Raw genomic sequence first — 21,646 nt, 5'->3', positions numbered from 1 at the left:
GGCGGTACCGCCGGAGGCGCGGGCCGTGTCATCGGGGTCACCGGAGACCCCGGAGGGCCGGGGAGGCGGGTGCCGTCGACGGCGCGGGCCGGTGTCGCCGGAGACGGCCGTCAGAGATACAGGCCGGTGCCGTTGTCGGTCTGCGGGGTGGCGATGGCGTGCAGGTCGCGCTCGCGCATCACCAGGTAGACCTGGCCGTGGACCTCGACCTCGTACTGCTCCTCGGGGTTGAACAGGACCTTGTCGCCGACCTTCACCGCGCGGACGTTCTGGCCCGCGCCGCAGACCTCACCCCAGACGAGGCGGTTGGCCATCTTCACCGTCGCGGGGATGACGATTCCGGCCGTGCTGCGGCGTTCCTCGGACTCCTGCTCGATCTTGACCATGACGCGGTCGTGGAGCATCTGGATCTCGAATTTCGGGTCACCCACGAGACGAGTTTATGGGAATCGCGGGGGCGTGCTCGCTCGTCCGCGAACTCCGGTCCATCCGAGGCCCACATGTCCGGGTGATTCCGGCCGCGGGAGAACCGGCGGGCGGCAAGACCGGTGACGAGATCATCGGCCCAGTAGGATCCGGCGTTATGACGTCTCCTGAGCTCGTGAGCGGCTTTCTCGACTGGTATCTGGCGGCGAATCCCTCCTACGCCGCCCTCGCGGGCGCGCAGGGGTACGACAGGACTCTCGGTGACTTCACCGAGTCCGGCATCCTCGCCAGGGAGCGTGAGACGCGCCGATGGCTGGAGCGCCTCCAGCGGGTCCAGGCTTCCGAGAGCCCCGGAGGTCCCGCGGGCCCGGAGAGGCCGGAAAGGTCCGAGAGCTTCGAGGACGAGATCGACCGGGAGCTGGTCATGTCCATGCTGCGCGGCGAGATCGCGTACGAGACGTGGCCCCTCTGGAGGCGCGATCCTTCCGCCTACGTGGGGCCGATCTTCTCCTCGATGTTCGGGCCGTTCCTGCAGCGGCTGTCCCCCGAGGCCGAACTGGTGGACGCGGCCGTCGCGCGGCTGGCCGAGGTGCCGGACGTCATCGCCGCCTGCCGGGCGAATCTCGATCCCGCCCTGGCGGCTCCGCTGCTGGTCCAGCGAGGGCTGGGCCAGTCGCGGACCGCCCGGCGCTTCCTCACCGAGACGGTCCCCGGCCAGGTCGCCGACGAGGCCCTGCGCGCCCGGCTGGCGGCCGCGGCCGAACCCGCGGCGGCGGCCTTCGACGAGCTGGTGGGGTTCCTCGAAGGTTTCCGGGCGACCGGCACCTGGCGGATGGGGGAGGAGCTCTACTCCACCCTGCTGCGTGAGCGGGAGATGCTCGGCTACGGCGCCGGCGAGCTGCGCGACCGGGGACAGGCCGCCTACGACGAGCTGGACGCGCGGATGCGCGAGGTCGCGGCGAGGCTGGACGGCGGTTCCGGTGACTGGCACGCGGTCATCGCCGAACTCCAGGACGACCACGCGCCGACGCTGGAGGACATGCGGGCCGAGTACGAGGCCGAGACGGAACGGGCCAGGAGGTTCGTCCGCGAGCGCGGCCTGGTGACCTTCGCGCGGGGTGAGGAGTGCAGGGTCGTCCCGTCGCCGGAGTTTCAGCGGCCCATCGTCGCCGTCGCCTCCTACATGTCGCCTCCGCCCCTGTCGACCTCCAGGATCGGGCACTTCTTCGTCCCGTACACCCCCGCGTCCTTCACCGAGGACCAGATCCGCCAGCGGCTGCGTACCAACGCCAGGGCGCAGATGCCCTCCATCGCCGTCCACGAGGCATATCCCGGCCACCACTGGCACCTGTCGTGGGTGGCGGACAACCCCCGGCGGGCCCGCAGGCTGTTTCGCACCCCGTACTTCGCCGAGGGCTGGGGCCTGTACGTCGAGAAGCTCATGCACGAGCAGGGGTACTTCACCACTCCGGCCCAGGAGCTCGCCCACCTCGACTTCAGGCTCTTCCGCGCGGCCCGCATCGTCGTCGACACCTCGCTGCACTGCGGCGACATGACGATCGAGCAGGCGGAGGAGTACATGACCACGAGATCGTCGCTCACCCCCGGCACGGCGAAGGGAGAGGTCGACCGCTACTGCGCGTGGCCCACCCAGGCGCCCTCCTACCTCACCGGCGCCCTGGAGATCGACCGCATCCGCGACGACTACCTGGCCGCGGGCCGCGGCGACCTGCGCGCCTTCCACGACACGCTGGCCGGTTCAGGCGGGCTCCCCCTCGGACTGGCCCGCCGGGTCGCGCTGGAGGGCTGAGCGAGGGGCTCAGGCGCGGGCGGGGGCGCGGCGGCGGGTCTCGGGGACGATCAGCGGGGTGCCGCTCTGCGGATCCTCGATGATCTCGCAGCGCAGTTCGAAGACCTGCTCCACCAGCGCGGCCGTGATGATCGAGGAGGGGTCGCCCTCGGCGACGATCCGGCCGTCGCGCATCACGATCAGGTGGGTGGCGTAGCGGCAGGCCTGGTTCAGGTCGTGCAGTACGGCGACGAGGGTCCTGCCCCGCTCGTGCAGGTCGGCGCAGAGGTCGAGCACCTCGATCTGGTGGGCGATGTCCAGGAAGGTCGTCGGCTCGTCGAGCAGCAGGATCGGCGTCTCCTGGGCGAGCGCCATCGCGAGCCAGACCCGCTGGCGCTGGCCGCCGGAGAGCTCGTCCACGCAGCGCTCCGCCAGTTCGGTCACGTCGGTGGACTCCATCGCCGCCGCCACCGCGACCTCGTCCTCGCGGGACCACTGCCGCATCAGCCGCTGGTGCGGATAGCGGCCCCTGCCCACCAGGTCGGCGACCGTGATGCCGTCGGGCACGATCGAGCTCTGCGGCAGCAGGCCCAGCCTGCGCGCCACCTCCTTGGACGGCAGCGAGGTGATCGCGGCCCCGTCCAGGTGGACCGTCCCCGTGCGGGGTTTGAGCATGCGGGCCAGGGCGCGCAGCATGGTGGACTTGCCGCACGCGTTGGGGCCGATGATCACGGTGAACGACCCGTCGGGGATCGTGACGTTCAGGTCGCTGGCCACCACGCGCTTGTCGTAGGAGAGCGTCAGGTCGGTGCCGTACAGTCTCAACGTCGTTCCCTCCGGAGTAGAAACACCAGGTATATCCCGCCGATCGCGGCGGTCATGATCCCGACCGGTAGCTGCACCGGTGCGAAGACGCGCTGTGCGGCCAGGTCGGCGCCGACCAGCAGGGTGGCGCCGGTCAGCGCCGAGGTGAGCAGGGTGACGCCGGGGGAGCGGGTGATCCGGCGGGCCAGTTGCGGTGCGGCCATCGCCACGAAGATCACGGGTCCGGCGGCGGCGACGGCGACTCCGCACAGCAGCACCGCGACGGCGATCGCCGTCGCGCGTACCGGCTCGACGCGGATGCCCGCGGCCTTGGCCGCGTCGTCGCCCATCTCCATCATCCGCAGCGGGCGGGACAGCCAGGCGCAGACGGGCAGGAGCACCGCCAGCGCGTACGCGACCGGGATCGCGTGCTCCCAGCCGCGTCCGCTGAGGCTGCCGGTGATCCACGCTCCCGCGGTGGCGGCGTCGTTGATGTCGGCGCGGGTGAGCATGTACCAGTCGGCGGAGACCAGCAGCGCGCCGATCCCGATGCCGACCAGGATCAGCCGGTAGCCCTGCACCCCGCGCCGGTAGGCGAGGGCGTAGACCACCAGTGCGGACAGGACGCACCCGGCGAGGGAGGCTCCGGCGATCTGCCAGGCGGTGCCGCCCAGGATGACGGCGGCGATGCCCCCGGTGGAGGCTCCGGCGGTGAAGCCGATGAAGTCGGGGCTGCCGAGCGGGTTGCGGGTGAGGCTCTGCAGGATGGCGCCGCTCAGCCCGAACGCGGCGCCGACCAGCAGGCCGGTCACCACACGCGGCGCCCGCAGGCGGCTCACGATGAGTTCGGCGACCGGAGGCCCCTCACCGAACAGCGCGGCCACGATGTCGGGGATGGGAACGGTGAACTCGCCGGTGGACAGCGCGACGAGGCTGACGGCCAGTCCCAGGAAAGTGACAGCGGCCCCGGCGGCGAGGCCGCGCGGTGGGAGCCGCAGCGACCAGGAACCCAGGCGCAGGGCGGCGGGTGTCCGCGGTGAGCCGTTCGCGAGGTGGGAGGTCTCCGTGGCGGGTGCCGTCCGTGAGGTGACTCTCAGGAGAGGGTTCGTGCGGCGGGCCTTCGGGGTGTCCGTCCGCCGTGAGGTGATCTTCATAGCGCGGCGAGCCTCCGGCGGCGGGCGAGCAGGATGAACACCGGGGCGCCGACGACCGCGCACATGATGCCCACCTGCACCTCACCGGGGGCGGCGACGACCCGGCCGAGGATGTCGGAGCCGAGCAGCACCACGGGGGCGAGCACGAGGGTGTAGGGCAGGACCCAGCGTTGGTCGGGGCCGGTGAGGGCGCGCACCGCGTGCGGCACGGCCAGGCCCACGAACCAGAGCGGTCCGGCGGCGGCGGTGGCGGCTCCGCACAGCAGGGTGACGGCGATCGCGGTGAGCCCGCGCGTGCGGGCCATGTTCACGCCGAGCGCGCGTCCCGCCTCGTCGCCGAGCGCGAGGGCGTTGAGCGGTTTGGCGAGCAGCAGTCCGAGCACCAGCCCGGCCGCGAGGAACGGGGCGAGCCGGATCGCGACGTCGCCGCTCACCCCGGCCAGCGAGCCGGTGAGCCAGAACCGCATCCGGTCGAAGGTCGCGTTGTCGCTCCGCAGGATCGCCGACGCGGCCGCGTTGAAGACCATGCCCAGTGCGACACCGGCGAGTGTGAGCCGTACCGGCCCGCCCCCCGAGCGCCCGGCGGAGCCGAGCGCGTAGGCGAGCGCGGCGGCGGCGGCCGCACCGGCGAACGCGAACCAGACGTAGAGGGAGGGGTCGCCCACCCCGAGCAGTCCGATCGCGACCGTCACCCCGAACATGGCGCCCTGGTTGACGCCGAGCAGTCCGGGGTCGGCGAGCGGGTTGCGGGTGAGGCTCTGCATCAGCGCCCCGGCCAGGCCGAGTGCCGCGCCCACGCCGATGCCGATCAGGGTCCTCGGTACGCGAAGTTCCCTGATGACCGTGTGGTCCGGGGACCCGTCGGGCGCGAGCAGCGCGTCCAGGACCGTGGACAGCGGGACCGAGCGCGATCCCACCGCGATACTGACCATCGCGAGCAGCACCAGCACGGCCAGTCCCGCCAGCAGCCCGGCCACGAGTGTCACCGGGCGTCTGCTCGGCCCTCCCGCTCGCCCGGGACGCGGCTCGTCCGGTTTCCCGGGCGTCTCGGACGCGGCCGTGGCCACACCGGCCCTGCTCACCAGGTACCCCTCTTCTTCGGTAATGCTTAGGCAAGGCTAATCTAACGTAGGAGTCAATTTAGGTAAGCCTATCCATTGGAGTGAGAAATGTCCCGACCTGTCCTGCCTCGGCGCGGGTTCATGGCCGCGGGCCTCGGTCTCGTGTTCGTCCTGGCCGCCTGCGGGAGCGGAACGGAGACGACCGCGGCGACGGGCGGCCCGTCGGCCGCGACCTCCCCCTCGGCAGGTCCCTGGACCTTCACCGACGACCGAGGCAAGAAGATCGATGTGCCCAGCCGCCCGGCCCGGGTCGTCGCCCAGGTCGGCGCCGCCGCGGCGCTGTGGGACTTCGGCGTCCGGCCGATCGCCGTCTTCGGGCCGCACCGGCTCAAGGACGGCACGAAGGATCCCCAGGTCGGTGCCGTCGACATCACCAAGGTCGAGTCCCTCGGCAACGTGTGGGACGAGTTCAACGTCGAGAAGTACATCTCCCTGCAGCCAGACCTGCTGGTCAGCGGCATGTACGCCAAGGACGCCCTCTGGTACGTGCCGGAGAAGTCCGCCGCCACCATCGAGCAGGTCGCCCCCACCCTCGGCGTCAGCCAGATGGACATGTCGGTACCCAAGATCATTGAGAGGTACGGGCAGGTCGCCGCCGCCCTCGGCGCGGATCTCGACGCCCCCGAGGTGGCCGAGGCCAAGGCCAGGTTCGACGCCGCCTCCGCCGCGATCGTCACCCCGGAGAACAAGGGCCTGAAGATCATGGTCATGGCGGGCGGGCCGGAGGCGATGTGGGTGGCCAACCCCGAGGCGCACGCGGACGTGCGCTACTTCAAGGAGCTCGGCCTGGACGTCGTGGTGCCGGAGAAGGTCGACGAAGGCGGCTACTGGCAGACCCTGAGCTGGGAGAACGCCGACACCTACCGGGCGGACGTGATCCTGGTGGACGCCCGCTCCCAGTCGATGCGGCCCGAGGAGATGAAGAAGAAGCCGACCTTCGCCGGGCTGCCCGCGGTCAAGGCGGGACAGGTCTACCAGTGGCAGGCCGAGGAGCGCTACAGCTACCAGGGCTACGCCGACGTGCTGGAGCGGCTCAACGCCGACCTCGCCAAGGCGAAGAAGCTGTAGTCGGCACGCCCCCGCGAACCGACTCGTTCGGATCAGGCGTAGGTGCCGCGAACCTCCACGATGTCGGCCAGCGGGAACTCCAGGTAGTCGCCCGCCTCCTCGCACCACGCGTCGAGCACGCCGCTGCGCAGCTCGCCGTGGCTGATGGTGGCGGTCAGGCCGTCGGTCAGCGTGATCGCCGCCCGTACGCCACGGTCGACGACGAAGCCGAGCAGCGACTGCTGGGCGGTCGGCAGCCGGGAGGCCATGCGGCCGATGACCGCCCACGTCCTGCCGACGGACTGGGACGCCTCGCCCTCGGCGACGAGCAGGCGCTGGGCGTGCTCGCGCGGATCGGGAGGCGGTTCCACCAGCGGGTACGAAGGCTGCTCCAACTCGGCCACCCTGCCCCCGGGAAGCAGGATGAGCCGCCCGTTCCGCGGCTCCTCGACGCGGGCCCTGCGGATGGTGATCTCACCGGTGTCCTCGATCGGCACCGGCGCGTAACCGTTCTCCCTCAGCGCCGCGAGGGTCTTGTCGGCGGGCTGCGAGCTGGCCAGCACGGTCGGGGCGAGCAGCCGCAGGCCCAACCGGCCCAGCCGCCGGTGCCCGGCGATCTCGGCGAGCAGCACCGGATCGGAGGCCTGCACGATGCAGGCGACCGTGGTCACGGTGACCTCGCCGTGCCGCCTGGCCACGTCGTGGACGAGGTAGTCGAGGGGCTGCGGCACCGCGCCCACCTCCGCCAGGTCCGCCAGCAGGCCCTCGGCGGTGTAACCGGAGTCCATGGCCCGGCGCACGCTGGCCGGGGTGAACCGCCACACCGAGGCCGCGCCTCGCGACTCGCGTTCGGCGGCCCGGTCGAGCAGTTCGGCGAGCTCACCGGCGGGCGGGCCGGTCACCACGGCGGTGAGATCGGCGCCGAAGAGGGCGCTGCGCCGCACACTGGCGAGCGCCCTGGTGGAGCACTCGACCAGTACGGGGTCGTTCTCCACGATGGGCGCCGAGTCGTCGATCTCGTCGCCGGGAAAGGCGTCGAGGCCGGCCATCGCCCGGCCGAGATCGGTGATCGTGTCGAGGGCGACCAGCCCGAGCACGCGGGCCTCCTCCAGCACGGCGGGGGCGCACTCGGCGAGCAGCGCCCGGTCCAGCAGCGGCGCGTGCCAGTGCGCGGACCTGACCAGCCCCGACAGGTCGGTGCAGGCGGTGTTGGCGGGCAGCCGGGCCAGCACGCCGAGCAGCGCCCGCCGGGCGCGGGCGACCATGGCCCCCGCCGGGTCGTCGCCGAGCACCGTGCCGTACTTGCCGTCGATCTTCCGCAGCGACGAACGCTCCATCCGCCACCACGCCGACAGCAGCACCCTGAGCCTGGCGGCGGCGTCGTCCAGCCGCCAGCGGTCGAACTTCTCCGTGGGCACCAGCCCTCCGGCGGGCTCGTCCCAGGCGAGCAGCCGGGCCACCGCGCACACCTCGAGCAGCAACCGGGTCTCGTCCTCGTCGCAGCCGGTGTCCTTGGCCACCCGCCGGACCTCGCGCACCCCGACCCCGCCCGCCTTGAGCAGCGGCAGCGGGAACTTCGCGGTGTTCTCCAGCATGGCGGCACAGCGCTCCACCACGTGCGGTGCGGCGAGCGTCATCAGGTGGTCGACGGCCTCGGGGTCGACGGGGATGGTGGCGAGGTCGGGCGGGAGGGGGGTGAAGGGAGGGTGGTAGTCGGGGCCGCGCAGCGCGAGCGCCACCTCACGAGGCATCTCGGCCATGTTCCAGCTGGGCCGGAAGAGCAGGCCGTGGTCGGCCGCCCACTTCTCGGGAGATCCGGGCACCACGAACCTGCCGCCGTCCACGTCGCGGACCGGGCCGTCCCAGGCGAACTCCTCCAGCAGCCCTCTCGTGCCGTCCGGGGCCTTCTCCAGCAGTGCGATCACCCGCTCCGGATCGGAGAGGATCTCGGTCACCCTGGTGACCGTGCGCCGCTTGGGGCCCTGCGGAAGGCCGAGGGCCCTGGCCAGTCCGCGCAACGCGTCGGCGCTGACCGTCCAGGAGTTCAGGTAGTGGGGAATCGGGTCGCCGAGCCCGCAGGGCGCCGTCCACCACCGGGCGACCCCCTCGGCCACGCGGATGCGGCCCTCGGCGTCCGGCCACGCCAACGCGTGGTCGAACAGCAGGTCGAGCCAGGGGGTCACCTCGGCCTCGGGCACGCCCATGAACCGGGCCACCGTGTCAGGCCCGGCCTGCTCGCCGAGGGCGAGCGAGGCCTGCGCCACCTCCAGCGAGGGCAGCGGCAGGCCGCGCATGACCTCCATCACCGCGAAACCGTTGCCCAGCCGCTGCGCCAGGGTGTCCAGGCGGCGTGGCCACGGTGGGGCGATGGCGTCCAGCCGGTTGGCCAGAACTCGGGCGAGCCGTTCTTCGTCGAGGGTTTTCAACCAGCCGAGCAGGTGATCGTCCATCTCGCAGCTCTCTCAGGAATCTCGCGCGGGGACTCTCCGTGAGCCATAAACATCCACGGTAATGCAGAGGGCATCTCTGACGGCATCTACCGCGCAGAATGCGATGCGTTATAAAACTCTCCACCCGGATCTGACCGGTCCCGGGGCCGCGAGACGGGAGGGGTGGCGGCCCCGGGACCGGTCGGCGCCTGTGAGAAGGGAAGAGGCGGCGCCGTCCGGGAGGGTCGGTAGAGGCTCGGGGGGAGCGGAGAAGGTCGTCGGAGCCCCGGGAGAACCTCGGGCCCGGGGGGATCGGACCCGAGGGCGTTCGAGGGGCCCTCCGGGGAGAGGGGAGGAAAAAGGGGGACTACGGGCGGTCGAAGGGATCCGGCTCTTCGCACGGACCCGTCCGAAGGACGGCCCACACGATCTTGCCGTACGGAGCGAGCGGTGCCCAGCCCCATCGGAGACTCAGCGACTCGACGATGTGCAGTCCGAGACCGCCGATGTCGAGGGGGCAGGGGTCACGGAGGGCGGGAAAGCCGGCCCCCGGGTCGTTGAGCGTGCAGGCGACCAGCCCGCCTCGCCGGAGCAGGGAGAGCCGGATCGGTTCCCTGGCGCGTGACTCGGCCAGCCTCAGGCCGTGCCTGAAGGCGTTGGTCGCCAGCTCCGAGACCACCAGCTCCATGTTCTCGCCCAGTTCGGCGAGGTTCCAGCCGGTGAGGGTGCCTGTCGCGAAGCTGCGGGCGGAGTGGACGGACTCGGCCTGTGGCGGGAGGACGAATGTGGCGCTGGCCATGGCTACCGGGGACCTGGGAAGAAGATCACGCGCGGAATCGGGCCACCAGCCGGCGGGGGGCCACCAGTCGAGAGCCGTCCATGACGTTGACGCTCGGGGGGGCGCGGTTTGGGCGGACTGCACAGCCGTCATCATGGTGCAAACTCCCGTGCAGGTGCAAGAGCGAATGCACGTGCATAAGACCTGTGCAACCGCTACCGTTACCCCTGATTGGGTGATTACGGACGAAAGGGGATCTTGGTCATGGCCGAGGATTCTTTGGCCATGAAGTGACAGACTGTCGATCAGGAAAGCGAGCGAGGAGCACCACGTGTCCATGGATCCGCCCGGTACCGGTTCCACCGTTCGGCGAATCATGCTCGGCGCGAGCCTGCGCCGGTTGCGTGAGGAGAAGGGACTTGCCCGAGAGGTCGCGGGATTTCACATCCGTGCCTCGGAGTCCAAGATCAGCCGCATGGAGCTCGGCCGCGTCGGTTTCAAGACACGTGACGTGGAAGACCTGCTCACCCTGTACGGCGTGCTCGACGACGCAGAACGGCGCGGCCTGCTGGAGATGGTCCGCGAGGCGAACACCCCGGGCTGGTGGCACAAGTACGGCGACCTGTTGCCGAACTGGTTCACCACCTATGTGGGGCTGGAGGAGGCGACGAACATGATCCGCACCTACGAGGTGCAGTTCGTTCCCGGCCTGCTGCAGACGTCCGCCTACGCGCGCACCGTGATCCGGTTGGGCTACCCGGACGTGCCGGAGGCGGAGATCGAGCGTCGTGTGCATATGCGCATGCAGCGGCAGGATCGCCTGACGAGAAAAGACGGCCCCCGGTTGTGGGCGGTCATCGACGAGGCGGCCCTGAAGCGGCCCATCGGAGGTAAGGAGATCATGCGTGAACAACTCCAGCACCTGCTGGAAGTGTCCGCGCTTCCCAACATCACCCTTCAGGTGATGCCCTTCCGATTCGGCATGCACGCGGCCGAGGGTGGTGCGTTCAGCATCTTGCGGTTTCCCGAGTCCGACCTGTCGGACGTCGTCTATGTCGAGCAGCTCTGGGGTGCCCTCTACCTGGACAAACGTGAGGACATCGATCCATACCTCACGGCCATGGAGCAGTTGTGCGTGGAAAGCACCACGCCCGGGGGCACCGCCGAGATCCTCGGCGACCTTCTCAGAGAGATGTAAATGAAGCAGACCTACAACGGCATGCCCGCCACTGACCTTGCCGGGGCCAGCTGGCGCAAGAGCCGCTACAGCAACTCGACGGGTAACTGCGTCGAGCTGGCCGAACTGACGGATGGCAGCATCGCGGTCCGCAACTCGCGTTTTCCCGAGGGGCCTGCCCTGATCTACACACGGGACGAGATTCGCGCCCTGGTGCTCGGGGTGAAGGATGGGGAGTTCGACGGCTTAACGGTGTAACACCGTTTTTACATCGGGGCAGCCGGGTTAACCGCGACGCGCCGATGATGTAACCGGGGGAGTGGATCGGCACGGAAGAGTTTGAGATCACAGTGATTGGGGGCTCAAACCGTGCTCGACCAGATGACCTTGTATCCGGTGGCCGACGACGTGCTGTTCGCGCCAGGCGGGCGCGTCGTGATCCGCACTTACGGCGTCGCCTCGGCGGCCACAGGGGAAGGTGCGTCCACTCCGGTGTCCTACCGCACATGGGTCACCGGAGTGCGCGACCAGCCACGTTACTGGCGCTGGGGTCATTTCGAGGACGCCTGCCACGGTCATCGCAAGGTCCTCGAATGGCTGACCGGCCGCGGTCCCCAGCCCGTCGCCGCCGCCGCCTGACCGAGCCCTCCGTCTCCCGTACGACGTGACGGCGCCCGGCCCGGCGGTTTTTCGAGGTCAGACGGGGGCGTTCCAGGCGAGGATCACCGGCTCGCCGTGCTCGAAGCCGAGCCGGGAGTAGGTCCCGGTGTCCAGCCGGAAGAGTCGCCCGTCCTGCGGGGACAGCCTGAGCCAGCGGGCGCACAGCACCCGCAGGAAGTGCCCGTGGGCGACGAGGACCACGTCGCCCTCCACGGTCCCGGCGCGGGCGATCACCCGGTCGGCGCGGGCGCCCACCTGCTCCGCGCTCTCGCCGGGATGGCCGACGTCGCCGGGAACGACGCCGTCACGCCACAGATACCAGCCGGGGCGGCCCTCACGGATCTTCGGGGTGGTGATGCCCTCGTAGCCGCCGTAGTCCCATTCCCACAGATCGGGCTCGATCTCGTAGTCCTTGATCCCGGCCAGCTTGGCGGTGTTCCTCGCACGACCGGCCGGGCTCACCAGGGCCAGGTCGAATGCCAGGCCCGCGATCAGCGGGGCGAGCGCCCGCGCCTGGTCCTCGCCCTTGGGGGTCAACGGCATGTCGGTGAGTCCGGTGTGCCGGCCGTCCCGGCTCCATTCGGTCTCGCCGTGTCGCAACAGAGTCATCTGATTCATGGTGCCCACCATCATGCCGGTACGGCCGATGCCGGTCGTCGGCGGCTCATGAACGGCTCGCGGACGGCTCATGGACGGCTCATGGACTGAGCGCGGACTGAGCACGGCATACCCCCGGAGCACGCGATGAGGGGGGAGAGAGCATGCGAAACTGGATTGGTGACGTTATCTGTAGGTCTGGTCGGCGCCGGACCATGGGCCGAGATGGTGCACGCACCGATGCTGGCGGCTGGTCCGAACACGCGTCTGGCGGGCGTGTGGGCCCGTCGCCCCGAGGCTGCGGCGAGGTTCGGCGCCCCGGTCTTCGAACGGATCGAGGAGCTCTTCGACAACTGCGAGGCGGTCGCGTTCTCGGTGCCGCCCGCCGTACAGGCGGAGCTGGGGGTACGCGCCGCCAAGGCGGGCAAGGCGCTGCTGCTGGAGAAACCGCTCGCCGCCGACCTGGACGGGGCCCGGCGGCTGGCCGAGGCGGTCGCCGAGGCGGGAGTGGCCTCGCAGATGGTCCTCACCTGGCGTTACTCACCCGCCACCCGCGCCTTCCTGGCCAGGGTGTCGGCGATCGAGCCGTTCGGCGGGCGGGCGGCCAACGTCTCGGGGGCGATGCTCGGCGGGGCCTTCGCCACCTCCTGGCGTCTGGAGCGCGGCGCGATCCTCGACGTCGGGCCGCACATGATCGACATGCTGGACGCGGCGCTCGGCAGGGTCGTCGGGGTCCGGGCGCACGGCAACCCGCTGGGCTGGGTCGGCCTGCTGCTGGAGCACGAGACCGGCGCGGTGAGCGAGGCATCGCTGTGCATGAGCGTGCCGGGTGAGAACCCGCCCTCCGAGGTGGAGATCTACGGTCGCCTCGGCAGGGAGTCCCTCGACGGCACCCGGCTGGGCTCCGACATCTTCTCCCTGATGCTCACCGAGTTCACGCGTACCGTACGGCGCGGCGGTGGCCATCCCCTGGACGCCGCGCACGGCCTGCGCCTGCAGGAGATCATCGCCGCCGCCGAGGAGCAGTTCGGCTGAGGGACGGCGGCGGTGAGTGGTTCGGCCGAGGTGGGACTCGGCTGAGGGTGGTTCGCCGAAGAGGCGAGGAACGGTTTACCGCAGGGTGCGCGACGGAGAGGTTCACCGGAGAACGGCTCGCCGGAGGGTGCGCGACGGAGCGGTGCGCCGGAGAGCGGTGCGCTGGAGGACGGGTGTCGAGAGCCTCGACACCCGGGGACCTTCGAAGGACGTTCTGGGGAATTGATACCGTTCGTCTGACGCGCAGCGTGAGCGAAGTCCGGTGTGAGTCCGGCGCTGTCCCGCAACTGTCATGACCCCGAGGGGTCGAGCCAGGTCGCCTCCGCCGCGTCGACGCAGACCCTCGTGGAAAAGGGTGACCCGTCTCTCCTGGGTCTCTCGGTTCCGGCAACTGAAAGGACCTCGTGTGAGGCCCGTACGCAGCGCCCTCGCCGGTGCCCTGCTCGCCGCACTGACCCTGGCCGGATGCGGCCAGAGCTCCCCGTCCCCGACCCTGTCCCCGACCGCCCCCGCGGCGGCCACTCCCTCAGCGGGTTTCCCCGTCACCGTCGAGGCGGGCAACGGCCCCGTCGTCGTCGCCAAGAGGCCCGAGCGGATCGTCTCGCTGTCGCCGAGCGCGACCGAGAGCCTGTTCGCGCTCGGCGCCGGACCTCAGGTCGTGGCGGTGGACGACCAGTCCACCTATCCCGCCGAGGCGCCGAAGAGCGACCTGTCCGGTTTCAAGCCGAACGTGGAGGCGATCATCGCCAGGAAACCCGACCTGGTCGTGGTCGCCAACGACATCGGCGGCGTGGTGGCCGCGCTGGGCAAGGTCGGTGTCCCCGTCCTGCTGGAGCCCGCCGCGACCAAGTTCGACGAGGCCTACGACCAGATCACCGACCTCGGCGCCGCCACCGGCAACGACGACAGGGCCGCCGAACTCGTCGCCGGGATGAGAAAGCGGCTCGACGAGATCACCGCCGCCGCACCGAAGGACGCGAAGCTCACCTACTACCACGAGCTGGACACCACCCCCTATTCGGTCACCTCCGACACCTTCCTCGGCCAGATCTACGGGCTGTTCGGCATGACGAACATCGCCGACAAGGCTCCCGACCCGGCCGGCGGCTACCCCAAGCTCTCCGCCGAGTTCGTCGCCCAGGCCGACCCCGACCTCGTCTTCCTGGCCGACACCAAGTGCTGCGCCCAGTCCAAGGAAACCCTCGCCAAGCGTCCCGGCTGGTCCAAGCTCTCCGCCATCAAGAACGACCGGGTCATCCTTCTCGACGACGACATCGCCTCCCGCTGGGGGCCGCGCGTCGTCGACCTCGCCGAGCAGATCGGCGACGCCGTTCAGAAGGTGTCGGCGGGCTGATCGGTGTCAGGAAGAAACGGCAGATGTCTCCTCCCCGCCTCGAAGGACGAGGGCCGCACCCCGGACCGTCGGTGAGTCCCGGCGACGCGACCTCCGGATCGTCGCCTTCAGCCGACACGGACCCCGGCGTCGAGACGAACGCGGGCACGGACGCCAGCATCGGTACAGCCACCGAGACGAACACGAACGCCGGCACCGGCACGGACGTCGGCGCCGACGCGGTTCGGAAGGCCGATGCCCGGGGCAGGCAGGCGGCCAGGCTGCGCCCGCTGGTGGCGCTCGCGGCCATGGCGGTGCTTCTGGTGAGCATGCTCGCCGGGCTGCTGGTCGGCGCGGCGGACATCGCGCCGACCAGCGTGATGCTCCAGCTGCTCGACTGGCTGCCGTTCGTCTCGGCGGACTCGGGACTCGCCCCGGTCGAGCTGGGCCTGCTGACCGAACTGCGGCTGCCCCGGGTCCTGCTCGCCGCGATCGTCGGCGGCCTGCTGGCCGTCGCGGGAGCCGGATACCAGGGTGTCTTCCGCAACCCGCTCGCCGATCCCTACCTGCTGGGAGCCGCGGCGGGCGCCGGTCTCACCACCACGGCGGCGATCGTCTTCACCGGTGGCGACGTCGAGGCGATCGGCATCCCCGCCGCGGCCTTCACCGGGGCCGTCGGCGGCGTGCTGCTCGCCTACGCGCTGGGCAGCGCGGCGGGCCGGGGCGGCGGCACCGCGACGCTGGTACTCGCGGGCGTCGCGGTCACCTCCTTCCTCACCGCCGTCCAGACGTTCCTGCAGCAGCTCAAGGTGGAGGAACTCCAGCGCATCTACGCCTGGATCCTCGGCGACGTCGGCGGTGGCTGGGGCCAGGTCACCCTCGTCGTCCCGTACGCCGCCGTCTCCGTGGTGGTCATGCTGCTTCACGGCAGGCTTCTCGACGTGCTCTCGGTCGGTGACGACGAGGCGGTCACCCTCGGCCTGAACGCGACCCGCGTCCGCCTCGTGGTGCTGCTCGCCGCCTCCCTCGCCACCGCGGCGGCCGTCGCGGTGAGCGGGCTGATCGGCTTCGTCGGCATCGTCGTGCCGCACGTGGTCCGTCGCCTCGCCGGGTCGTCGTACCGGATCGTGCTGCCGATCTCGCTCATCGGCGGGGCCGCCTTCCTCGTCCTCGCCGACCTGATCGCCAGGACCGTACTCGCCCCCGCCGAGTTGCCCATCGGGGTGGTGACCGCGTTCGTCGGCGCGCCGTTCTTCGTGGCCGTGCTGCGCGTGACCCGCAGGGTCGAGACATGAGGCGGCGCGTGCCCTGCGGGGGCGAGACCATGAGGCGCGTGCCCGGAACCGGGCCCATGGAGTCGTACGTGGTCCGGAAGAAGGCGCGGCTCCGCCCGGACGGTGGGTGCGCGGACGTGACCCGCGCGCCGCACGAAGGGGAGATGCGGTGAGTCACCTGGTGGTGCGGGACCTGTCGGTGGTGCTGGACCGGCGCCCGGTGCTGTCCGGCGTCGGGCTCGACGTACGGACCGGCGGATGGCTGGCCGTCATCGGGGCCAACGGCGCGGGCAAGTCCACTTTGCTGCGGGCCCTGGCGGGGGTGCTGCCCTTCGAGGGGGAGGCGCTCGTCGACGACATGCCGTTGCGGCGGCTCAAGGCCAGGGAGCGGGCCGGGCTGCTCGCCTACGCCCCGCAGTCCCCGGCGCTGCCGGCCGACATGACCGTGTTCGACTACGCCCTGCTCGGCCGCACCCCGTACATCCCCTACCTGGGCCGCGAGAGCCGGCACGACCGCGAGGTGACCGTCTCGGTGCTGGAGCGGCTGGACCTGTCGCCCCTCGCCGCCCGCCCGCTCGCCCGCCTGTCCGGTGGCGAGCGTCAGCGCGTCGTGCTCGCCAGGGCGCTGGTCCAGCAGGCCCGGGTGCTCCTGCTCGACGAGCCCACCACGGCCCTCGATCTGGGACACCAGCAGCAGGTGCTGGAACTCGTGGACCGGCTCAGGCTGGCCGACGGGCTCACCGTCGTCACGACGCTCCACGACCTGAGCCTGGCGGGTCAGTACGCCGACTCGATGACGCTGCTCTCCGGCGGACGGGTGGCCGCCTCGGGTGCCCCGGCCGAGGTGCTGACGGGCGAGCTGATCGGTGAGCACTTCGACGCCCGTGTGCGTGTCGCGGCCGGCCCCGGCGGCAGGCCCGAGGTCCATCTGGAGCGTCCTTGAGCGAGACGGGAAATCGTCCGGAGGCGTTCGTGAGCGGATACGAGGTTGGGCCGGACGTCCCGGAGCGGATCCGAGGTTCACACGGCGCCTCACCGAGACCGTCGCCGACACATGGAGCTTCTCCGAGACTGAGCCATCGCCACGAGGACGGCGCGCGGCTCGCCTCGTTGCTGTGGGAGTTCGGGCCAGGATGGCGGGCGATCTCCTCGGCGATGGTCGGCGGCGGCATCGGCCCGGTCGCCTGGGTGCTCAACGCGCAGGTGGTCGCCGGATACTCGCGGATGGACCCGGTGGACCACCTCCTGGAGCTCGCTCCGCCCGGCCCCGGGGTCGGCATGCTCACCGCGGCCTCGGTCGAGCACTTCACCCGGGCCCACGACGGGGGAGCGGAGGTGGTGGCGACCGTCGGCCTGCGCGTCCCCACCTGGGCCGCCGCCCCCGAAGGCGTCGCCGACCCCGAACTGGCCCCCATGCTGCTGCCGGGAACGATCAACATCGTCGTCGCCGTCCCGGTCGCGATGAGCGACGCCGCCCTGGTCAACATGGTCATGACGGTGACCGAGGCGAAGACCCAGGCACTGCTGGAGGCCGGTTTCCCCTGCACCGGCACCGCCTCCGACGCCGTCTGCGTGGTCGCCCCCGAGCGGATTTCCGGAGGCCCGGAGGAGCTCTTCGGCGGTCCCCGCTCCACCTGGGGCGCCCGCGTCGCCCGCGCCGTCCACACCGCCGTCCGCCAGGGCGCCCACCGATGGTCGAACCGTGATACTTCAGCTACTTAAAGTAAGGAAATCGAGGGAAGTAGCATGTGGGCGAGGGCGAGACTCCCGATACTGAGCAGGTGACCGCGATGGCAGCGACGGAGCCGACGACCAGACGGACGGTTCTCCACGGAGAGCCGCCGTTCACCGTCGACGACCTGCTCACGTTCCCCGACGACGGGAACCGCTACGAGCTCTTCAACGGGAGCCTACTGGTGAGTCCCTCTCCTGTCCCCCTGCATCAGCGTGCGATCGCGCGCCTTCTCGCGATCTTCGAAGTCGCCGCGCCGCCGGAGTTCGAGCCGCTGCCGGAGGTCAATCTCCGGGTGAGCAGGCGTGACTTCTTCATCCCCGACCTGGTCGTGGTGCCCGCCGAGGCCGTCGACAAGACGGAGCTGATGTTCGCGCCGCGCGACATCCTCCTCGCCGTCGAGATGGTCAGCCCGAGCACCCGGGCGCGAGACCGCCACCTCAAGAGGGCCGCCTACGCGGCGGCGGGAATTCCCGTCTACTGGCGGATCGAGCTGTCCGACGGGCCGTCCGTCCACGTTCACGAGCTCGCCGGTGACGAGTACAAGGCGGCGGAGAAGCACGAGGCCGGAGAGGTGGCGAGCCTGCTCGCCCCGTTCGAGGTCTCTTTCGATCCCGCGGTCCTGCTGCGTCCCCGCGACCGAAGGGGCCGGAGCTGAGGGATCCGGGATCGAAAGGACCGGAGCCGAAAGGGCCGGGCCGATTTGGGTGATCTTCGATCGGTATACGTTGTCGCGCCGGAGGGGCCGCCGGGATTAGACTTTGCGTAACTGTCCGCGACGGGGCGTGGACGTGACGATAGGCCGTAGACGGGATGGGCGAAGCGGGGTGGCGATGCCCTGCTCATGGCCTTTTACTGGTGATGGCGGAAAGAAAGTCAAGTCCTGCGGGCCTGGACGGTTCACTTATTCACCCCCGTTTGCGACCCTGGTCCTATCCCCTGTAGGGAGTGGCGATGCGGCGGTTCGGTTCGGCGCTGGCGGTGCTCGGAGGGCTCTGTCTGGCGATCGCCGGGGTGGCTCCCGCCCTGGCCCATGAGCATCCCAGCGGGATCACCGATCTGGTGACCCCCGCGGTGGTCAGGATCGAGGCGACGGCGCGGGTCGACATCACGCTGCTCGACCACATCGGTGAGCTGGTCCACGTGGAGCGTTCCTACGACGTGCCGATCGGCAGCGGCACCGGCACCGTGATCAACCCCGACGGGGGCATGGTCACCCTCACCCGGGTGGTCAAGACCGACCGCGACGTCCGGATCTACGCGGCCAACAAGATCTTCGCCGCGCACCACAAGGTCAAGATCCCCGAGGACTTCGAGCGGCACAGGCTCAAGGACGACCGGCTCGACCACCACCTGCAGGAGTGTTACCCGCCCAAGCAGCCCACCGCCACCTGCATCATCGACGTCACCACCGAGATCACGGTCTTCCCCAACATCTCTCCCCCCGACAAGGAGGGGTTCAAGGCGGAGATCGTCCGTGTCGGTGACAAGCCGGACAGTCCCGCGGTGCTGAGCCCCGTCGGCCGCGCGGACGGGAGCGCGGGCCTGCCCACCGCCCCGCTCGCCGCCGTGGTGCCCGCCAAGGAGGGCTCGCCGGTGGCGGTCGCGGGGTTCACCGGGCGGCCCGCAGCGAACCTGCCGGAGACCGTCGACATCGCCCACCTGCGGGCGGGCGGCGCGGGGGAGAGCGGCCGGCAGTTCAAGGACCCGGAGAACAAGGTCAACGAGCCGGAGAAGCTGGGAGCCCTGATCGACAAGGGCCTGCTCGGTGGCCCGGTGATCGAGGACAAGAAGGGCGAGGTCGTCGGACTGCTGATCGGCGGCGGCAAGGACGCCCGGATGATCGGCATCCGTGAGATCACCAAGGCCCTCGCCGAGGCGGACGTCACGCCCGCCCGGGGCTCGATCGACGCCGCCTTCGAGCAGGCGCTGACCCGCTTCCACACCCATTACTACGGCGACGCCGTCCCCGCCTTCCAGCGGGTGCTCGAGCTCTACCCCGGCCACATCGTGGCGGCGGCGCACCTGAAGACGTCGCAGGCCAAGCGGGGCACGGCGGAGGACGAGGCGACCAAGAGGGCGGCCGCCTCCACCGACCTGCCCAAGAGCACGCCCCTGTGGCCGTTCCTGGTCGGCGGTGGCCTGCTCGTGCTCGTCGTGCTGGTCATCGCGATCCTGCTCTGGCGCCGTGGGTCGCAGGACCCCGACCCCGAGCCCGAGCCGAGCCCGGCCGCCAAGACCGGGCCCACGGTCCCGGCCTCGCCACCGATACCGATACCGCCGCGACCGGCCTTCGACGAGCAGGCCGACTCCACGGTCGTCGTCGGCCGGTCCTTCCCGGCGCTGCCCAAGATCTCCTCCACCCCCGGTCAGCCGGTGCTGGTGGCACGCGATCCCGGTCACAACACGGCCCCGGGCTCCAGCACGGCACCGGGCACGAAACCCGGAGAGACGATGGTGCAGAAATACTGCACGGGTTGCGGGATGCGACTGGGCCCCGCCCACAGCTTCTGCGGCTACTGCGGCCAGCCGACCAAGACGTGATGTCCATGAACGACAGGGCGCTGATCGGCCGGGAAGTGGCCGGCTACCAGGTCGAGGACATCATCGGCAAGGGCGGCATGGCCGTGGTCTATCTCGCGATCGACCCCAGGCTCAACCGCAGGGTGGCACTGAAGATCCTCAATCCGCTTCTCGGTGAGGACGACAGGTTCCGCCAGCGCTTCGTGCTGGAGTCGCGCACGGTCGCGAGCATCGACCACCCCAACATCATCCCGATCTACGAGGCCGACAGCGCCGAGGACGGCACCCTCTACATCGCGATGCGTTACGTCGACGGACCCGACCTGCGCAAGCTCTTCTACGACCGGGGGCCGATGCCGGTCAGCCAGGTCAGCCGGATCTTCGCCCAGGTGGCCGCCGCGCTCGACACCGCGCACGCCCACGACCTGGTCCACCGCGACGTCAAGCCCGCCAACATCCTGATCGCCGGTCACGCCGACGGCGACCACGCCTACCTCACCGACTTCGGCATCACCAAGCACCGCACCTCGATCTCCGGGCTGACCCAGACCAACCAGTTCATCGGCACCCCCCGCTACATGTCGCCCGAGCAGATCAACAAGGAGCACATCGACGGCCGCTGCGACCAGTACGGCCTGGCCTGCGTGGTCTACGAGGCCCTGTCGGGGCGGCTGCCCTTCCAGCGCGACAACGAGATCGCCCTGCTGTGGGCGCATCTCGCCGAGACGCCCACGCCGCTCACCACGCTCCGCCCCGAGCTGCCGCTCGAAGTCGACGGTGTGATGATGCGGGCCCTGGCCAAGTCGCCCGAGCAGCGCTACGACACCTGCGGCCAGTTCGTCGCCGAGCTGCGTGACGCGATCAGCGGCGCCGGGCAGCCGTACCAGCTCGCGCAGGTTCCCTCGGCGTCGGCGGCGGTGTCGCCGACAGTATCTCCGGCGGTATCGCCGACGGTGTCCGAGACGACCGAGGTGTCCGGGAAACGAAAAGGGCCCAAGGGGCGCCCGTCCGGGGGGAAGGGCATCCTCATCGGCGCGGCCGTGGCGATCACGGCGATCGTCGCGCTGGTGGCGGTACTCGCCACGTTCCTGCGTGGCGGCGACACCTGGGTGGCGTACCCGGGCTCCTCCGCGGTGCCGGTCGCCTTCCAGCACCCCGGGACCTGGACCCTTGAGCCGCACGCCGACGTGTTCGTGGTGGCCTCCCCGAAGGTGGAGCAATTCCGCGCGCTGTTCGCCACACCCGTCACCGCCGACTGGGCCGCGGCGAACGAGATCATCAAGGACGCCCCGCAGGACGCCACCGGCCTGTACGCGCAGACCCTCGACACCCTCGACCCGCTCGGCGGCGCCAAGCAGCTGCAGGAGACCCTGCAGTCCTCGCTTCCCGGAACGGTCAGCGTCTTCTCCCAGGTCGTGCAGGTGAGCGTGGGTGGGCAGAACGCCGCGCGCCTGCAGGGGACGATCGCCGACCCACAGCGCGGCGGTCAGCTCGAATTCACCGGCTGGGTCGTCGAACGGCATGACGAGCCCGCCATCCTGATCTACTTCTGCGCGTCCGGCAGGTGCGATGACGCGGTCGCCAACAGGTTCGTGCGGAGTGTCTCGTTCCCGGCGTTCTGACCCGTTGACTTGTGTCCGACTTGTGAGCGGCTTGACCGGGCGTTTTGTCCTATGGGCAAGACGGTCGCCAGGCTTTAGTCTCCCCGCAGGGCGGCTCTCCTTCCCCTTCGGTACCGGTGCGTACGGGCCGTTCGATCGCTCGGCC

At 70.6% G+C, this 21,646-nt stretch carries 20 protein-coding genes; 13 read left to right on the top strand and 7 right to left on the bottom strand.

Features of this window, described 5'->3' with window-relative positions; translation table 11 throughout:
- Nucleotides 1-110 precede the first annotated feature (110 nt).
- Nucleotides 111-431, bottom strand: a complete 321-nt coding sequence (locus ACFY3D_RS02720) for a co-chaperone GroES (protein ID WP_350947367.1) — start codon at nt 429-431, stop codon at nt 111-113.
- 152 nt (nt 432-583) lie between these two features.
- On the opposite strand from ACFY3D_RS02720, the gene ACFY3D_RS02715 reads away from it, so the two are divergent.
- Nucleotides 584-2,236, top strand: coding sequence for a DUF885 domain-containing protein (locus ACFY3D_RS02715; RefSeq protein WP_389973968.1), 1,653 nt, complete (start codon nt 584-586; stop codon nt 2,234-2,236).
- Between the two features lie 9 nt (nt 2,237-2,245).
- Here the strand turns inward: ACFY3D_RS02715 and ACFY3D_RS02710 are convergent, their stop codons facing one another.
- Genes ACFY3D_RS02710 through ACFY3D_RS02700 form a run of 3 tightly spaced genes read right to left on the bottom strand, consistent with a single transcriptional unit; the run spans nt 2,246 to nt 5,255 of the window.
- Nucleotides 2,246-3,040, bottom strand: a complete 795-nt coding sequence (locus tag ACFY3D_RS02710) for an ABC transporter ATP-binding protein (protein WP_389973963.1) — start codon at nt 3,038-3,040, stop codon at nt 2,246-2,248.
- A complete protein-coding gene (locus ACFY3D_RS02705) occupies nt 3,037-4,173 on the bottom strand; it encodes a FecCD family ABC transporter permease (protein ID WP_389973960.1) in 1,137 nt (378 codons plus the stop codon). The genes ACFY3D_RS02710 and ACFY3D_RS02705 overlap by 4 nt, the downstream gene beginning before the upstream one ends.
- A complete protein-coding gene (locus ACFY3D_RS02700) occupies nt 4,170-5,255 on the bottom strand; it encodes a FecCD family ABC transporter permease (RefSeq protein ID WP_389973957.1) in 1,086 nt (361 codons plus the stop codon). The genes ACFY3D_RS02705 and ACFY3D_RS02700 overlap by 4 nt, the downstream gene beginning before the upstream one ends.
- Nucleotides 5,256-5,342: 87 nt before the next feature.
- Between ACFY3D_RS02700 and ACFY3D_RS02695 the strand changes: the two genes are divergently transcribed.
- A complete protein-coding gene (locus ACFY3D_RS02695) occupies nt 5,343-6,362 on the top strand; it encodes an ABC transporter substrate-binding protein (RefSeq protein WP_389973954.1) in 1,020 nt (339 codons plus the stop codon).
- A gap of 32 nt (nt 6,363-6,394) precedes the next feature.
- Here the strand turns inward: ACFY3D_RS02695 and ACFY3D_RS02690 are convergent, their stop codons facing one another.
- Nucleotides 6,395-8,791, bottom strand: a complete 2,397-nt coding sequence (locus ACFY3D_RS02690; protein ID WP_389973952.1) for a helicase-associated domain-containing protein — start codon at nt 8,789-8,791, stop codon at nt 6,395-6,397.
- A gap of 346 nt (nt 8,792-9,137) precedes the next feature.
- On the bottom strand, nt 9,138-9,569 hold the full coding sequence (locus ACFY3D_RS02685; RefSeq protein ID WP_350947374.1) for an ATP-binding protein: 432 nt from the start codon (nt 9,567-9,569) through the stop codon (nt 9,138-9,140).
- A 316-nt stretch (nt 9,570-9,885) separates the two neighbouring features.
- Here ACFY3D_RS02685 and ACFY3D_RS02680 point away from each other — a divergent pair, with 316 nt between their 5' ends.
- The 3 genes from ACFY3D_RS02680 to ACFY3D_RS02670 all read left to right on the top strand — a co-directional run bounded on the left by ACFY3D_RS02680 (nt 9,886) and on the right by ACFY3D_RS02670 (nt 11,364).
- Entirely contained in the window at nt 9,886-10,746 is an 861-nt protein-coding gene (locus ACFY3D_RS02680; protein WP_389770216.1) for a helix-turn-helix domain-containing protein, read from the top strand.
- Nucleotides 10,747-10,983 carry a DUF397 domain-containing protein gene (locus tag ACFY3D_RS02675; RefSeq protein WP_350947375.1) on the top strand — a complete coding sequence of 79 codons (237 nt, stop codon included), beginning with the start codon at nt 10,747-10,749 and terminating at the stop codon, nt 10,981-10,983.
- Nucleotides 10,984-11,106: 123 nt separating this feature from the next.
- Nucleotides 11,107-11,364, top strand: a complete 258-nt coding sequence (locus ACFY3D_RS02670) for a hypothetical protein (protein ID WP_362902497.1) — start codon at nt 11,107-11,109, stop codon at nt 11,362-11,364.
- 57 nt (nt 11,365-11,421) lie between these two features.
- On the opposite strand, the gene ACFY3D_RS02665 is transcribed toward ACFY3D_RS02670, so the two are convergent.
- Nucleotides 11,422-12,003: a histidine phosphatase family protein gene (locus tag ACFY3D_RS02665; protein ID WP_389973948.1), complete on the bottom strand. Its 582-nt coding sequence runs from the start codon at nt 12,001-12,003 to the stop codon at nt 11,422-11,424.
- Between the two features lie 159 nt (nt 12,004-12,162).
- Here ACFY3D_RS02665 and ACFY3D_RS02660 point away from each other — a divergent pair, with 159 nt between their 5' ends.
- The 8 genes from ACFY3D_RS02660 to ACFY3D_RS02625 all read left to right on the top strand — a co-directional run bounded on the left by ACFY3D_RS02660 (nt 12,163) and on the right by ACFY3D_RS02625 (nt 21,501).
- Nucleotides 12,163-13,017 carry a Gfo/Idh/MocA family oxidoreductase gene (locus tag ACFY3D_RS02660; protein ID WP_350947378.1) on the top strand — a complete coding sequence of 285 codons (855 nt, stop codon included), beginning with the start codon at nt 12,163-12,165 and terminating at the stop codon, nt 13,015-13,017.
- Nucleotides 13,018-13,423: 406 nt separating this feature from the next.
- The gene (locus tag ACFY3D_RS02655; RefSeq protein WP_389973944.1) at nt 13,424-14,371 is read left to right on the top strand and encodes an ABC transporter substrate-binding protein; all 948 of its coding nucleotides are present in this window, start codon (nt 13,424-13,426) and stop codon (nt 14,369-14,371) included.
- 287 nt (nt 14,372-14,658) lie between these two features.
- A complete protein-coding gene (locus ACFY3D_RS02650) occupies nt 14,659-15,645 on the top strand; it encodes a FecCD family ABC transporter permease (protein ID WP_389974356.1) in 987 nt (328 codons plus the stop codon).
- Nucleotides 15,646-15,793: 148 nt separating this feature from the next.
- Nucleotides 15,794-16,567 carry an ABC transporter ATP-binding protein gene (locus ACFY3D_RS02645; RefSeq protein ID WP_389973941.1) on the top strand — a complete coding sequence of 258 codons (774 nt, stop codon included), beginning with the start codon at nt 15,794-15,796 and terminating at the stop codon, nt 16,565-16,567.
- Between the two features lie 167 nt (nt 16,568-16,734).
- On the top strand, nt 16,735-17,346 hold the full coding sequence (locus tag ACFY3D_RS02640) for an adenosylcobinamide amidohydrolase (protein ID WP_389973938.1): 612 nt from the start codon (nt 16,735-16,737) through the stop codon (nt 17,344-17,346).
- A gap of 68 nt (nt 17,347-17,414) precedes the next feature.
- Nucleotides 17,415-18,014, top strand: coding sequence for a Uma2 family endonuclease (locus ACFY3D_RS02635; RefSeq protein WP_389973935.1), 600 nt, complete (start codon nt 17,415-17,417; stop codon nt 18,012-18,014).
- A gap of 296 nt (nt 18,015-18,310) precedes the next feature.
- Nucleotides 18,311-19,900, top strand: coding sequence for a hypothetical protein (locus ACFY3D_RS02630; RefSeq protein ID WP_389973932.1), 1,590 nt, complete (start codon nt 18,311-18,313; stop codon nt 19,898-19,900).
- Nucleotides 19,900-21,501 (top strand): serine/threonine-protein kinase, encoded by a 1,602-nt coding sequence (locus tag ACFY3D_RS02625; RefSeq protein WP_389973929.1) that lies wholly within the window; start codon nt 19,900-19,902, stop codon nt 21,499-21,501. The genes ACFY3D_RS02630 and ACFY3D_RS02625 overlap by 1 nt, the downstream gene beginning before the upstream one ends.
- Nucleotides 21,502-21,646 lie beyond the last annotated feature (145 nt).

This window comes from Streptosporangium sp. NPDC000509 (assembly GCF_042898365.1).
GTDB lineage: Bacteria > Actinomycetota > Actinomycetes > Streptosporangiales > Streptosporangiaceae > Streptosporangium.
The sequence above is the reverse complement of the archived record's forward strand: the minus strand, read 5'-3'. Positions and strand labels throughout refer to the sequence as shown.